We start from the raw sequence: 14810 nt of genomic DNA, 5'->3' as shown, positions 1-14810 counted from the left end.
AGACCAGACATCGCGGGGATAGCGTCGCAGCGGGGCGAGGGTCGCCGCCACCTGGGGGGAGGGGACGGTGGCGGGACGAAAGAAATAATATGATCGACGGGTTATAGAAACAAATATATATTTAGGCGTCTACTTATTCGAAAACCCTATTAAAGCCCTCCCATGTTCGACTTCAGACAGCTTCGTTACTTTGTAACGGTCGCCGAGGAGCTGAGCTTCACTCGCGCAGCCCAGCGGCTCTATATCTCGCAGCCGCCACTTTCCCAGCAGATACAGGCGCTTGAAAACGATCTGGGGGTACGCCTGCTGGAGCGGAACAAGCGCAACGTCGCCCTGACCGAGTCCGGCAAACTGTTCCTGGAACAGGCCAAACAGATCCTGGCCAAGGCCGAAGAGGCTCGTGCCCAGATGGCTGACGCCGCCACCGGCTTCAGCGGAAAGCTGCGGCTGGCTTATACGGTGTCGGTGACCTTCCATCCCGCCCTGCCCCAGACCCTGCTGCGCTACCGCAGCTTTGCGCCCCAGGTGCGGCTGATCCTCAGCGAGATGTACACCGAGCAGCAGTACGCCGCCCTGCTGGCCGGCGAGGTGGACGTGGGCTTTGTGCGCGACGAACCTGAACGCCCCGGCATGGCGAAGCTACTGAGGCTAGACGTGATCGACCGCGAGCCCCTGCTGCTCGCCCTGCCCGCCAATCACCCGCTGGCTGACCGCGAAAGCATCTGGCTGCGCGAAGTGGCCATGGAGGCCTTCGTGGTCCAGCCCCGCGAACTGGCAGCCACCCTGTACGACCGCCTGGCCCAGATCGCCGCCAAGGCCAATTTTCACCCGCTGATCCGGCAGCACGCCCAGCAGATCAACGGCTTGCTGGTGCTGGTGGCCGCCGGCATGGGCCTGGCCCTGGTGCCCGCCTCGATGCGCTCGGTCAGCCTGCCCGGCGTGAAATACCTGCGCCTGGAGGACCCCGATGCCTATATGCTGCTCGCCCTCGCCAGCCGGATCGACGAGCCCTCGCCGGTAGTCCGGCGCTTTCTGAGCGCCATGACCGAGACCGATTGAGCGTGGGACCTGCCCGATTCGCCGTGAACCGGCAATTGGCAGTCGATCCAAAGACTTGTGCGACTCCTGAAATCTGTTTACACTTGCCGTCTTGTATTTTTCTTTTAATAGTTTCAGGAGCTGGCCGTGAAGGTGCTTTCCTCTTTGAAGTCCGCCAAGGCGCGGCACCGTGACTGCAAGGTTGTGCGTCGTCGCGGCAAAGTGTTCGTGATCTGCAAGAGCAACCCGCGTTTCAAGGCTCGTCAGCGCTAATCATTAGCTGCGACGTGTCTACGAAGAAGGGCCGCGAAAGCGGCCCTTTTTTGTTGCCTCTGATTTTCAGGCTTCCGAGGCTTCTCCCTGTGGGAGCGCACCCTGTGCGCGACTGGGGCTAGCATCAGTCGCGCACAGGGTGCGCTCCCACAGGTGTTTTTTCCCGCGAGATCAGGCGTAACGAACGCCCGTGATCTCGTAATGCTTCACACCATTGGGCGCAGTGAACTCAAAACTGTCGCCCTCGCTCTTGCCGATCAGCGCACGCGCAATCGGTGAGGACACGGCGATCAGGCGCTGCTTGATGTCCGCCTCCAGATCACCAACGATCTGATACGTCACTGCTTCACCGCTGTCCTCGTCTTCGAGGTCCACGGTGGCGCCGAACACCACGCGCGAACCCGCCGCGAGGCGGGTCACGTCGATCACTTCAGCCGTGGACAGCAGGGCTTCCAAAGCCGCGATGCGACCTTCGATGAAGCTCTGCTGCTCGCGTGCGGCGTGGTACTCCGCGTTCTCTTTCAGGTCGCCATGCGCACGCGCCTCAGCGATGGCCGCGATGATATGCGGCCGATCGGTGGACTTCAGCTTTTCCAGCTCGCTACGAAGGCGCTCGGAGCCTGCCTTGGTAATGGGCGCACGACTCATGCTTTCAGTTCCTTGTGCAGTTCCTGCAGGCTGTGCACCGAGCCGTCGCCGTGATAATCCAGCGAATGCACCAGCGCGCGGGCGCCCGCGACCGTGGTGGAGTACGTGACGCGCTGCTGCAGGGCTTCACGTCGGATCGAGAACGAGTCGGCAATCGCCGCCTTGCCCTCGGTGGTGTTGACGATATAGACGATCTCGCCGTTCTTGATCAGGTCGACGATGTGCGGACGGCCTTCGATCACCTTGTTGATGCGCTCGCAGGCCACGCCGTGCTCGGCCAGGTACTTGGCCGTGCCATCGGTGGCGACCAGGCTGAAGCCACGCTCCAGCACTTCGCGGGCGACCGGCAGCAGGCGATCCTTGTCGGCATCGCGCACCGACACGAACACCTTGCCCTTCGGCGGCGTCTTGATGCCGGCAGCATCGTGACCGCGCGCAAAGGCGGCGCCGAAGCTGCGGCCCACGCCCATCACCTCACCGGTGGAGCGCATCTCGGGGCCGAGGATGGGATCGACGTTCTGGAACTTCAGGAACGGGAAGATCGCTTCCTTCACCGAGTAATAGGCCGGGATCACTTCCTTGGTGGTGCCCTGCGCCTTGAGCGAACGGCCGGCCATCGCGCGCGCGGCGATTTTGGCCAGCGGCACGCCGGTGGCCTTGGACACGAACGGCACCGTGCGCGAGGCGCGCGGGTTCACTTCCAGGATGAACACCGTATCGCCCTGGATGGCGAACTGCGTATTCATCAGGCCGATGACCTTCAGCTCCTTCGCCATCGCCGTGACCTGGCGGCGCATTTCATCCTGCACCTCCTGGGTCAGCGAGTACGGCGGCAGCGAGCAGGAGGAGTCGCCCGAGTGGACGCCCGCCTCTTCGATATGCTCCATGATGCCGCCGACCAGCACGTTGCCCTCGGCGTCGGCGATGATGTCCACGTCCACTTCGACCGCGTGGTCGAGGAAGCGGTCCAGCAGCACCGGCGAGTCATTGGAAACCTGCACGGCGTCGCGGATGTAGCGCGAAAGATCGGCGTCGCTGTAGACGATTTCCATCGCGCGGCCGCCGAGCACATAGCTCGGACGCACCACCAGCGGGTAGCCGATCTCGCGGGCCGAGGCCAAGGCCTCTTCCGGCGTACGCGCGGTGCGGTTCGGCGGCTGCTTCAGACCGATCTTCTCGATCATCTGCTGGAAGCGTTCGCGGTCTTCGGCCAGGTCGATGCTGTCCGGCGAGGTGCCGATCACCGGCGCGCCAGCCGCTTCGAGCGCACGGGCAAGCTTGAGCGGCGTCTGGCCACCGTACTGCACGATCACGCCCTTGGGCTTCTCGAGATCGATAATCTCCAGCACGTCTTCCAGCGTGAGCGGCTCGAAGTACAGGCGATCGGAGGTGTCGTAGTCGGTCGAGACGGTTTCCGGGTTGCAGTTGACCATGATGGTTTCAAAACCATCCTCGCGCAGGGCGAGTGCCGCGTGCACGCAGCAGTAGTCGAACTCGATGCCCTGGCCGATGCGGTTCGGGCCACCGCCGAGCACGATGATCTTGTCGCGATTGGTCGGATTGGCTTCGCACTCTTCCTCGTAGGTCGAGTACATGTAGGCCGTGGTGGTGGCGAACTCGGCGGCGCAGGAGTCCACGCGCTTGTACACCGGGCGCACACCCAGCGTGCGACGCAGATGGCGCATGGCCGCTTCGTTGGTGTCGAGCAGCTCAGCCAGGCGCGCATCGGAGAAGCCCATGCGCTTCAACTCGCGCATGCGCGCGGCGTCGAGCACGGTGATGCCCTGCGACTGGACTTCCTTCTCGGTGAGCACGATGTCTTCGAACGCCGCCAGGAACCAGGGATCGACGCGGCTCAGACCGTACACGTCTTCCAGCGTCAGGCCGGCGCGGAACGCATCGGCCAGGTGGAACACGCGATCGGGACGCGGCTCACGCAGCTCACGCTTGAGTGCGTTGACGCCCTCTTCGGTGGTCAGGTCCAGGCCGGTCGGATTGAGGCCGGTCTTGCCGATTTCCAGACCACGCAGCGCCTTCTGCAGCGATTCGTGGAAAGTGCGGCCCATCGCCATCACTTCGCCGACGGACTTCATCTGCGTGGTGAGGCGTGCATCGGCCGAGGGGAACTTCTCGAACGCGAAGCGCGGAATCTTGGTGACGACGTAGTCGATGCTCGGCTCGAACGAAGCCGGGGTCAGGCCGCCGGTGATGTCGTTCTTGAGTTCATCGAGCGTGTAACCCACCGCCAGCTTCGCCGCGATCTTGGCGATCGGGAAACCGGTGGCCTTGGACGCGAGCGCCGACGAGCGCGACACGCGCGGATTCATCTCGATCACCACCACGCGGCCGTTCTCGGCATTGATGCCGAACTGCACGTTGGAGCCGCCGGTATCCACACCGATCTTGCGCAGCACCGCGATGGAGGCGTCGCGCAGGCGCTGGTATTCCTTGTCGGTAAGCGTCTGCGCCGGCGCGACCGTGATCGAGTCGCCGGTGTGCACGCCCATCGGATCGAGGTTTTCGATCGAGCACACGATGATGCAGTTGTCCGCCTTGTCGCGGACCACTTCCATCTCGAATTCCTTCCAGCCGAGCACGGATTCCTCGACCAGCACTTCGCCCACCGGCGAAAGCTCGAGGCCGCGCTTGACGATCTCTTCGAACTCTTCGCGGTTGTACGCGATGCCGCCGCCGGAACCGCCGAGCGTGAAGCTCGGGCGGATGATGGTGGGATAGCCCACCTTGGCCTGCGTGATCAGCGCCTGTTCGAAGGTGCGCACCACTTCGGCCTTCGGACACTCCAGGCCGATCTCGGCCATGGCGACGCGGAACAGCTCGCGGTCTTCGGCCATGCGGATGGCTTCGCGCGACGCGCCGATCAGTTCGACGTTGTACTTCTCGAGCACGCCGTGGTCGGCGAGATCCAGCGCGCAGTTGAGGCCGGTCTGGCCGCCCATCGTCGGCAGCACCGCGTCGGGGCGCTCCTTGGCGATGATGCGCTCCACCGTCTGCCAGTTGATCGGCTCGATGTAGACGGCGTCGGCCGTCTCCGGGTCGGTCATGATGGTGGCGGGGTTGGAGTTCACCAGGATGACGCGGTAACCCTCTTCCTTCAGCGCCTTGCAGGCCTGTGCGCCGGAGTAGTCGAACTCGCAGGCCTGGCCGATGACGATCGGACCGGCGCCGATGATGAGGATGCTCTTGATATCGGTGCGCTTAGCCATTCTTGCGGGCCTCCTGCATCAGGGCGGCAAAACGATCAAACAGGTAACTCATCTCGTGCGGGCCGGGGCTCGCTTCCGGGTGACCCTGGAAGCAGAACGCCGGACGGTCGGTGAGCGCGAAGCCCTGCAGCGAACCATCGAACAGCGAGGTATGGGTGACGCGCGCATTCGAAGGCAGCGTGGCCGGATCGACCGCGAAGCCGTGGTTCTGCGAGGTGATCAGCACGCGGCCGTCGTCCAGGTCCTTCACCGGATGGTTCGCGCCGTGGTGGCCGAACTTCATCTTCAGCGTCTTGGCGCCCAGCGCCAGGCCCATGATCTGGTGACCCAGGCAGATGCCGAACAGCGGGATCTTGGCGTCAAGGAACTGCTTGGTCGCTTCCACCGCATAGTCGCAGGCCGCCGGATCGCCGGGGCCGTTGGACAGGAACACGCCATCGGGCTTCATCGCCAGCACGTCGGCGGCCGGCGTCTGCGCAGGCACCACGGTGATGTCGCAGCCCTGCTCGGCCAGCAGGCGCAGGATGTTGTACTTCACGCCATAGTCGTAGGCCACGACCTTGAATCGTTTGGACGGCTGATTGAAGGCGGTGCGGTCGAGGTCGTAGACGCCCTCGTTCCACTGGTAGGACTCGCCCACGCTGACCACCTTGGCCAGGTCCATGCCGTTGAGGCCGGGGAAGGCGCGAGCCTTGGCGAGTGCGTCTTCGACGTCGATCTGCTCGCCGGCGACGATGCAGCCGTTCAAAGCGCCCTTGTCGCGCAGGATGCGCGTCAGGCGGCGAGTGTCGATGCCGGCCAGGGCCACGATGCCGTGACGCTTGAGGTAATCGGGCAGGCTTTCGGTGCTGCGCCAGTTGCTGGCAAGACGCGGCACGTCGCGCACGATCAGGCCGGCGGCGTGGACCGAAGCGGACTCTTCGTCCTCGACGTTGACGCCGGTGTTGCCGATGTGCGGATAAGTCAGGGTGACAATCTGTTTGGCGTACGAGGGATCGGTGAGGATCTCCTGGTAGCCGGTCATGGCGGTGTTGAAAACCACCTCGCCGACAGTTTCGCCAGTCGCGCCAACGGCGTAGCCGTGGAACACGCTGCCGTCTTCGAGGGCAAGCAGAGCGGGAATAGGCATGGGAGGACCGCCTTTTAGGTGCAGCAAGGTCCGCAAGCCGCACCAAAGCAGGCTTGAGGACCTTATTCGAGGAATGTTGCAGGGCGGGTCGCAATGATAGGTGCAAGCCCCTTTGCTGTCCACCAAAAACAGCTGAACGTGACCCGGCAAGAGGCCCTACGCGGCCCGGTCCGGGCGGTACACTAGCGCGGTCTCACCCATGCTCGGACATCCATGAACTCAGTCGCGCTGCTCGATCCCGCCCGTCTCGACCGACCGGACACCGACATCAGGGCGGAGCCGTTCCCGTTCCTGATCGCGCACGGTCAGTTGCCGGACGAGGCGCGCGGCGACCTGGAGCGCGATTTTCCGCGCTATGCGAGCGCCGGGTTCTTCCCCTACGACGCCAGCGACTGCGGCCCCTCGATCAACGCCCTGGTGAGCCGCCTGAGCTCGGCCGAGTTCGCCCGCGCCATCGGCGAGCGCCTGGGCATCGAGAACCTGGGCCAGTACCCCACCCTGATCACGCTGTGCCGGTCGCTCAACAAGCGCCACGGGACCATCCACACGGACAGCAAGTCCAAGGTGGCCACGGCCCTGCTCTACCTCAACAACCTCTGGCCCGACACCAGCGACGGCTGCCTGCGCTTCCTGGGCAGCATCGACAGCATCGACAGCATGATCGCGCCGGAGCTCAAGCCGCTGTACGGCGAATTTGCGGTGTTCAAGCGCTGTGAAAATTCCTTCCACGGCCATCTGCCCTATGAAGGTGAGCGTCGCGTGATCCAGGTGGCGTGGCTGACCAGCGAAGAGGAAAAGCTGCGCAAGACCAAGCGCGGCAAATTTGCGCGCGCGTTCAAGAAGATCTTCGGCTCGCTGGATCGAAAGCTGGGCGCCGATCGCGACCGCAACGCCGCGCACCGCGACTGATCAGCAAGGGCGCACCCAGCGGTGCGCCCTGACCGGGTACTTACAGCTGCGTGCCGTAGTGCCATGCGATATAGGCAGCAAACACGCCGTAGAGCAGCCCCACCGGCACCAGCCAGCGCGCGTCCACGCGTCCGCGACGGAACAACCACCACAGGTAGACGATGGCCACGCCGGTGAGCACGCCTGCGACCATCAGCGGCGCATCGAACAGCCACGGCGTGGCAAACAGCGCCAGCGAGCTGGGGATGGTCGCCTGGATCATCATGGCGCCGGAGATATTGGCCAGCGCCAGACGCTCCTTGCCCTGGCGCACCCAGATCAGCGCATTCATGGTCTCCGGCAGCTCGGTGGCCACCGGGCTCAACACCAGCGCCACCAGATGCGGCGACAGATTCAGCGCGATGCCGATCGCCTCGATCTGCTTGACGAAGGTATGCGAAGCGAAGGCAATCACGATCAGCGCCAGCGTGGTCTGCGCGACCACCCACCAGATCGACGGATCGGCCGACTTGGGCTGGAACTTCAACGGCTCGAGTTCTTCTTCCTCGGGTGCCGTGTCCGTGGACTTCAGCTCGCGCCACACGTACAGGCCATAAGCGGCGAGGAACAGCACGCCCAGCCACGGCTTGAACGCAAACGCGACCAGGCCGAGCGTGCACTTCACCACGAAGATCGCCAGGAACCACGATTGATCGCGCGCCAGGCGCCCGTGTGCCACACGCACCTGATGATCGGCGCGCTGCAGCTTGTGGCGATTCATCCACAACGCTACGCCGACCACCGCATAGGCGATGGTTGCCAATACCAAGGGACCGCCGAGCGCTGCGCCCACGCCGATGTCTCTTTGCTCAGGGGTCTTGCCGAGGATCACGGCGACGAAGGTCACTGCGCTTTCCGGCAACGCCGTACCGAAGGCCGCCAGCACGGTGCCCGTTGCGGTGGCGCCCAGGTTGAGCTTCTGGCCAAACCATTCCACGCCGTTGACGAAGTACTCGCAGGCGAGATAGATCGCACCAGCCGAAAGCAGGAACAACAGGGCAATAAGCATGCTTTTTCCAAGGCCGGGCGAGCGGAAAACCATTGGCGCAACGACGCGAGCTCGCCCGGCAGGGTGAGCGCGTCGTGGCCAAAGGTCTCGCCGGGCTGCCGGTCGCTGAAGCTACCGGTGACCATCCACGCCATGAAGCCGAAGCTTCAAGTCTGTTGACGCGGATTCCTCTGGAAGCGCAACCGGAGACCGGTTGCGTGGGGTGAGGATGGCTACTCCCCAATGACAACACACAGGATTTTAGAGGTCCGGACGCGCCCAGGCAAGCAACGACCGGGATTGCGACGCGTTCTCACGCCCAACCAGCTCAGCGCGAGGAACGATCCGCCAGCATCGCATCGAGATCGTAATCGCCCGCTTCGCGGCCGCTGAGCCAGTGCGCAGCCTCGAGCGCGCCGCGGGCAAAGATCGACCGATCGGTGGCGCGATGAACCAATTCCACGCGCTCACCCTGCCCCATCAGCAGCACTTCATGCTCACCGACGATATCGCCGCCACGCACCACCGCGAAGCCGATGGTGCCGTGCTGACGCGGGCCCACCCGACCTTCGCGTGCATACACCGCGCTCTCGCGCAGCGACGTGCCGCGTGCTGACGCAGCCGCCTCGCCCAGCGCGAGCGCGGTACCCGAGGGCGCATCTTCCTTGCGGTTGTGGTGCGCCTCGATGATGTCCAGGTCCCAATCCGGCAACGCCGCCGCGGCCTGGCGCAGCAGACGCGTGAGCACGGCCACGCCCAGGCTGAAGTTCGCCGAGCGCAACAAGGCGATGCGTGCCGCCGAGGCATTGAGGCGTTGCGCAAACGTGGCGTCCAGCCCCGTGGTGCCGGTGACCAGGGCCATGCCATGGGATTCGCAGTAAGTGAGCGCTTCGGCCAGACCAGCGGGGCCACTGAAGTCCACCACCACATCCAGCGCACCCGCTGCCGGCCATTCGTGCGTATAGGTCAGCGCGCCCTCGCACGCATCGACAGGCTGACCCAGCTTGGACGATTCGGGCGAGGCGATCGCCGCGACCAGCGAGAAGCGGGCGTCGTCTTTCACCAGGCTCAGCAAGGCCTGTCCCATGCGGCCGGTGGCGCCATTGATGGCGAGGCGAACGGGCTTGGTCATGGATGGCTTCCTTTCTGCGCGAGACGGACACGAGACGCGATGCTACCGCCTGTGGGTGCCCACGTGCGCAGCCGCCATGAACGGGTTCCATAAAAAGCAAAGCCCCGGCTTGAGCCAGGGCTTTATAATGGATAGGTCGTGCGAAATTACGAAGTGACGCGCGACCAGAACTGCTTGACGCCATCCACCCAGGTCTTGGCGCGCGGCGTGTGCTTGTCCGCCTCGCCATCGGCAAAGGTGGCCTCCAACTGCTCAAACAGATCGCGCTGCTGCTTGGTGAGGCGCACCGGCGTTTCCACGACGACGCGGCAGATCAGGTCGCCGTTGCGACTGCTGCGCACCGACTTCACGCCGCGGCCGCGCAGGCGGAACAGCTGCCCGGTCTGCGTTTCCGGCGGGATGTTGATCGGCACTTCGCCTTCGAGCGTGGGCACCAGCAATTCCGCACCCAGCGCCGCCTGCGAGAAGCGGATCGGCAATTCGCAGTGCAGATCGTTGCCGTCGCGCTGGAAGATCGCGTGCTCGCGCACACGCACTTCAACGTAGAGGTCGCCTGCTTCGCCGCCGGTCGGACCGGCTTCACCCTGACCAGTGAGGCGGATGCGGTCACCGTTGTCGACGCCGGCGGGAATGTTCACCGACAGCTGGCGGGTTTCTTCCAGACGGCCTTCGCCATCGCACTGCTTGCACGGCTTCTCGATCGCCTGGCCGCTGCCGCCACAATGCGGGCAGGCCTGCTGGATGGAGAAAATGCCGTTCTGCATGCGGACGCGGCCATGGCCAGCGCAGGTCTTGCAGGTCACCGTCTTGCCATCGGCCGAACCGCTGCCATTGCAGTGATGGCAATTGACCTGGGTGGGAATCTCGATCTTCTTCTCGACGCCGAACACGGCCTCTTCCAGATCGAGCTCCATGATGTAGCGCAGGTCGGAGCCGCGACGCGAACGTCCGCGTCCGCCACCACCGCCCATGCCGAAAATGTCGCCAAAGATATCGCCGAAAATGTCGCCCATGTCGCCAAAACCACCGGCGCCACCGCGACCGCCCATGCCGTGCTCGAAGGCGGCGTGGCCATGCTGGTCGTACATCGCGCGCTTCTGCGCGTCGGCCAGCACTTCGTAGGCCTCCTTGGCCTCCTTGAATTTCTCTTGCGCATGCGGATCGTCCGGACAGCGGTCCGGGTGGTACTTCATCGCCAGTCGACGGAACGACTTCTTCAGTTCGACCTCGGTGACGGTACGTTCTACACCCAGGACTTCGTAGTAATCACGCTTGCTCATCGTTGCATCCGGCATGGACTGCTCTCTTGCTCATGGACCCGTGGACCCATGTCTACTCAACAAACAGCCCGCGCCTAGGTGAACTCCCGGGCGCGGGCTGCGTCAGATCGGCAGCGCCGACCGGCCAATATTACTTTTTATCGTCCTTGACTTCAGTGAACTCGGCATCGACCACGTCGTCGTGACCAGCCGGGCCACCCTGCTGCTGACCGCCCGCGTGTGCGCCGGCGTCCGCCTGGGCACCGCCCTGGGCAGCGGCGTAGAGCGCCTGGGCGACCTGCTCGAGCTTTTCGATCTTCGAATCGATGGCCGACTTGTCGTCACCGTCCTTGACCTTTTCCAGATCCGACAGCGCGCCTTCGATCGTGCTCAGCTGATCGGCCGGCACCTTGCCGCCGTGCTCCTTGAGCGCGCTGCGGGTGGCGTGGACCAGCTGGTCAGCCTTGTTGCGCGTGCTGACGAGCTCGTGGAACTTCTTGTCTTCTTCCTTGTTGGCCTCGGCGTCGGCCACCATGCGGTTGATCTCTTCCTCGGACAGGCCCGAACCGGCCTTGATCTCGATCTTCTGTTCCTTGCCGGTCTTCTTGTCCTTGGCCGACACGTGCAGGATGCCGTTGGCGTCGATGTCGAAGGTGACCTCGATTTGCGGCATGCCGCGCGGCGCAGCGTCGATGCCCTGCAGGTCGAACTTGCCCAGCGACTTGTTGGCGCTGGCGCGCTCGCGCTCACCCTGCAGCACGTGCACGGTCACCGCGGTCTGGTTGTCGTCGGCGGTGGAGAACACCTGCGAGGCCTTGGTCGGCACGGTGGTGTTCTTCTCGATCAGCTTGGTCATCACGCCGCCCATCGTCTCGATGCCGAGCGACAGCGGGGTGACGTCCAGCAGCAGCACGTCCTTGACGGTACCGCCCAGCACGCCGCCCTGGATCGCGGCGCCGACAGCGACGGCCTCGTCCGGGTTGACGTCCTTGCGCGGCTCCTTGCCGAAGAAGTCCTTCACCGACTCCTGCACCTTGGGCATGCGGGTCTGGCCACCGACGAGGATCACCTCGTTGATGTCGGACACGCGCAGGCCGGCGTCATTCAACGCAGTGCGGCACGGCTCGATGGTGCGCTTGACCAGGTCTTCCACCAGCGCTTCGAGCTTGGCGCGGGTCAGCTTGATGTTGAGGTGCTTCGGACCGGAGGCGTCGGCCGTGATGTACGGCAGGTTCACTTCGGTCTGGTGGCTGGAGGACAGCTCGATCTTGGCGCGCTCGGCGGCGTCCTTCAGGCGCTGCAGCGCGAGCGGATCCTTGCGCAGGTCCATGCCCTGGTCTTTCTTGAATTCCTCGACGAGGTAGTCGATCACGCGCATGTCGAAGTCTTCGCCACCCAGGAAGGTGTCGCCATTGGTGGCCAGCACTTCGAACTGCTTCTCGCCGTCGACTTCGGCGATCTCGATGATGGACACGTCGAAGGTGCCGCCGCCGAGGTCGTACACGGCGATCTTGCGGTCACCGCCCTTCTTGTCCAGACCGTAGGCCAGTGCGGCGGCGGTCGGCTCGTTGATGATGCGCTTGACGTCCAGGCCCGCGATGCGGCCGGCGTCCTTGGTGGCCTGGCGCTGGCTGTCGTTGAAGTAGGCCGGCACCGTGATCACGGCTTCGGTGACCGGCTCGCCGAGGTAATCCTCAGCGGTCTTCTTCATCTTCATGAGGACCTTGGCCGAGATCTCCTGCGGAGCCATCTTGCGGCCGTCAGCCGTCTCGACCCAGGCGTCGCCATTCTCGTGCGCCACGATGCCGTAGGGCACGATATGCAGGTCTTTCTGCACTTCCGCGTCGGTGAACTTGCGGCCGATCAGGCGCTTCACCGCGTAGAAGGTGTTCTTGGGGTTGGTCACGCTCTGGCGCTTGGCCGGCGCGCCCACCATGACTTCGTTGTCCTTGGTGAAGGCAACGATGGACGGCGTGGTGCGATCGCCTTCCGAGTTCTCGATGACCTTGGCGGTGGTGCCGTCCATCACGGCGACGCACGAGTTGGTCGTGCCCAGGTCGATACCGATGATTTTACCCATGTTGTTTACTCCCGAATTCTTTAAGCGACCCCTCGGCCGCAACTGTTTGTCAGATGGGGTTTGCCGTGTGGCATCTCAATGCCGACAAGATCCCCGATGCCTTGCCACCGTTGCCGGCAGGGGACGCCATTCAGGCGTCCTCGACCGCCGGCGCGGGCGTCATTCCTTGGCGACCGCCACCAACGCTGGGCGCAGCAGTCGATCGTTCAGCACATAACCCTTCTGCAGCACGTTGACGACCGTGTTGGGGGCCGCGCCCGGGGCCTCCACCATGCTCACCGCGTGGTGCCGCTCTGGATCCAGCGGCTGACCCAGCGGATCGACCTGTACCAGGCCGTTGTTCTCGGCGATCTTCAGCAGCGACTTGAGCGTGAGCGCAATGCCCTCGCGTACGCTGGCGATGTCGCCGCCTTCCACCTGCAGGCCGCGCTCCAGGCCGTCATAGACCGGCAGCAGCTCGTTGAGCAGCTTCTCGTTGGCGAAGCGGCGAGCCTGCTCCACGTCCCGATGCAGACGGCGGCGCTGGTTCTCGATTTCCGCCTTTTCGCGCAGCACGGTGTCGCGCAGCTCCACGTTGCTGGTTTCCAGTTCGGCGATACGCGACTTCAGCGCTTCCAGTTCCGCGCTGCCGGTCTCGCCCTGCTGGCCTGGCGCCTCGTTGGACGCCGTTGGGTCGTTGCTTTGCATGAATCACTCCAAGCCTTATCCGTGGCCGGTGCATCGCGCACCAACCGTCAAACTTGCGGGTAAAACCCCGCCTCCCGAGCGGGTTATAAGGTCGTAGCGACGCGATTCAAGGCGTCGCTAAGCAATCCGGCCGTGGCTTGTACCACGGGGATGACCCGTTCGTAGGCCATGCGGGTGGGTCCGATCACCCCCACCGCGCCCAGCACGCGGCCCTGCGCACCATAGCTGGCCGTGACCACACTGCAACCATCCAGTGCGGCAAAACCCGATTCTTCGCCGATGAACAGCCGCACGCCAGGGGCCTTGGCACACACTTCCATCAGCTGCAGCAGCTCGTTTTTCTGCTGGAACGCCTCGAACAGTTCGCGCAGGCGCTCTAAGTTCGCTAGTTCCGAATAACCCATCAAGTTGGTCTGGCCGCTGACCAACACATCGTCGCTTTCGGTCTGGGGCGCGAACGAGGCCGCGGCCAGCTCCACCGCGCTGGACATCAGGCGGTTGAGTTCGCCGCTGGTCTCGCGCAGCTCGCGCAGCAGATGGGCGCGGATATCGTCCAGCCGCAGGCCGGCAAACTGGGTGTTGAGGTAATTGGCGGCGTGCTCCAGCTCCCGCGGATCCAGCGGCTTGGCCAGCTGCACGATGCGGTTCTGGACCTGGTTGTCCGAGAACACCAGGATCACCAGCACGCGGGCGTCCGGCAGCGCCACAAAATCGATATGGCGCAGCGGGAAGTCCGCCTGGCGCGGCACTGTGACCACGCCGGCAAACTGGGTCATCGCCGAAAGCAGGGTGGACACATTGCCCAGCAGGTCGCGGGTGGTGGTCGGGCCCGGTGGCAGTTCGCGGCGCAGGCGGGCCATCTCGTCCTGCGGCAGCGGCTGCAGTTCGATCAGGCTGTCGACGAACAGGCGCAGGCCGCGCGGCGTCGGCACGCGGCCGGCCGAGGTATGCGGCGAGGCGACCAGGCCGGCCTCTTCCAGGTCGGCCATGATGTTGCGGATGGTGGCCGGACTGACATCCAGGCCGGACGAACGCGAAAGCGTGCGCGACCCCACAGGCTCGCCGTCGGCGAGGTACTGGGCGATCAATGTGCGCAGGAGGCGTCGTGCGCGGGCATCGAGAGGGGCGACTGGCATGCTGTATCGGTTCTTGAGACACACAAGAAATAAGGTCTGGCGAGAAAGTTTGCAAGAAACGGGGATGGGGGATGGGCCGTAGGGGCGCAAAAACGGATGCCGGCGATGGGCCGGACGCCGAAGTGCGCGCCCCTACTACCCGTTCCCCGGCCCCATCCCCTTACAATCCCCCGACTCAATCACGCCGCCACCCATGCTCACCTCGCTCTACGTTCGTCATTTTGCCGTCGTCGAAGAAGCCGAGATTGCCTTCGGCCCTGGCCTCACC

The 14810-nt window shown here is 64.3% G+C and carries 12 protein-coding genes and 1 riboswitch; of the genes, 3 read left to right on the top strand and 9 right to left on the bottom strand.

Annotated elements, in window-relative coordinates:
• Positions 1 to 162 precede the first annotated feature (162 nt).
• Positions 163 to 1059, top strand: a complete 897-nt coding sequence (locus Y882_RS17860; RefSeq protein WP_046973313.1) for a LysR substrate-binding domain-containing protein — start codon at positions 163 to 165, stop codon at positions 1057 to 1059.
• Between the two features lie 126 nt (positions 1060 to 1185).
• Positions 1186 to 1311 carry a type B 50S ribosomal protein L36 gene (gene ykgO / locus Y882_RS17855; protein ID WP_010342887.1) on the top strand — a complete coding sequence of 42 codons (126 nt, stop codon included), beginning with the start codon at positions 1186 to 1188 and terminating at the stop codon, positions 1309 to 1311.
• Between the two features lie 171 nt (positions 1312 to 1482).
• Here the strand turns inward: ykgO and greA are convergent, their stop codons facing one another.
• From greA to carA, 3 genes are read right to left on the bottom strand one after another with little or no spacing between them, the layout of a single operon-like run.
• The gene (greA, locus tag Y882_RS17850; RefSeq protein WP_046973312.1) at positions 1483 to 1959 is read right to left on the bottom strand and encodes a transcription elongation factor GreA; all 477 of its coding nucleotides are present in this window, start codon (positions 1957 to 1959) and stop codon (positions 1483 to 1485) included.
• The gene (carB, locus tag Y882_RS17845) at positions 1956 to 5183 is read right to left on the bottom strand and encodes a carbamoyl-phosphate synthase large subunit (protein WP_046973311.1); all 3228 of its coding nucleotides are present in this window, start codon (positions 5181 to 5183) and stop codon (positions 1956 to 1958) included. The genes greA and carB overlap by 4 nt, the downstream gene beginning before the upstream one ends.
• A complete protein-coding gene (gene carA / locus Y882_RS17840) occupies positions 5176 to 6312 on the bottom strand; it encodes a glutamine-hydrolyzing carbamoyl-phosphate synthase small subunit (protein WP_046973310.1) in 1137 nt (378 codons plus the stop codon). The genes carB and carA overlap by 8 nt, the downstream gene beginning before the upstream one ends.
• 213 nt (positions 6313 to 6525) lie before the next feature.
• Here carA and Y882_RS17835 point away from each other — a divergent pair, with 213 nt between their 5' ends.
• Complete coding sequence (locus Y882_RS17835) at positions 6526 to 7221, top strand: 2OG-Fe(II) oxygenase (RefSeq protein WP_046973309.1); 696 nt, start codon at positions 6526 to 6528, stop codon at positions 7219 to 7221.
• 40 nt (positions 7222 to 7261) lie between these two features.
• Here Y882_RS17835 and Y882_RS17830 read toward each other — a convergent pair whose 3' ends face one another.
• From Y882_RS17830 to hrcA, 6 genes are all read right to left on the bottom strand, one after another.
• Complete coding sequence (locus tag Y882_RS17830) at positions 7262 to 8269, bottom strand: sodium:calcium antiporter (RefSeq protein ID WP_046973308.1); 1008 nt, start codon at positions 8267 to 8269, stop codon at positions 7262 to 7264.
• 108 nt (positions 8270 to 8377) lie between these two features.
• A riboswitch (yybP-ykoY riboswitch) is annotated at positions 8378 to 8506 on the bottom strand.
• A 70-nt stretch (positions 8507 to 8576) separates the two neighbouring features.
• Positions 8577 to 9380 carry a 4-hydroxy-tetrahydrodipicolinate reductase gene (gene dapB, locus Y882_RS17825; RefSeq protein WP_046973307.1) on the bottom strand — a complete coding sequence of 268 codons (804 nt, stop codon included), beginning with the start codon at positions 9378 to 9380 and terminating at the stop codon, positions 8577 to 8579.
• Between the two features lie 146 nt (positions 9381 to 9526).
• Positions 9527 to 10660: a molecular chaperone DnaJ gene (gene dnaJ / locus Y882_RS17820; RefSeq protein ID WP_046973306.1), complete on the bottom strand. Its 1134-nt coding sequence runs from the start codon at positions 10658 to 10660 to the stop codon at positions 9527 to 9529.
• Between the two features lie 130 nt (positions 10661 to 10790).
• Positions 10791 to 12719 carry a molecular chaperone DnaK gene (gene dnaK / locus Y882_RS17815; protein ID WP_046973305.1) on the bottom strand — a complete coding sequence of 643 codons (1929 nt, stop codon included), beginning with the start codon at positions 12717 to 12719 and terminating at the stop codon, positions 10791 to 10793.
• 159 nt (positions 12720 to 12878) lie between these two features.
• Complete coding sequence (gene grpE / locus Y882_RS17810; RefSeq protein WP_046973304.1) at positions 12879 to 13406, bottom strand: nucleotide exchange factor GrpE; 528 nt, start codon at positions 13404 to 13406, stop codon at positions 12879 to 12881.
• Between the two features lie 83 nt (positions 13407 to 13489).
• Positions 13490 to 14542, bottom strand: a complete 1053-nt coding sequence (gene hrcA, locus Y882_RS17805) for a heat-inducible transcriptional repressor HrcA (RefSeq protein ID WP_046973303.1) — start codon at positions 14540 to 14542, stop codon at positions 13490 to 13492.
• Between the last annotated feature and the right edge of the window lie 268 nt (positions 14543 to 14810).

The organism is Dyella japonica DSM 16301 (assembly GCF_001010355.1).
Lineage (GTDB): Bacteria > Pseudomonadota > Gammaproteobacteria > Xanthomonadales > Rhodanobacteraceae > Dyella > Dyella japonica.
Note: the sequence above shows the minus strand (reverse complement) of the source record. Positions and strands in the feature narration are given on the sequence as shown.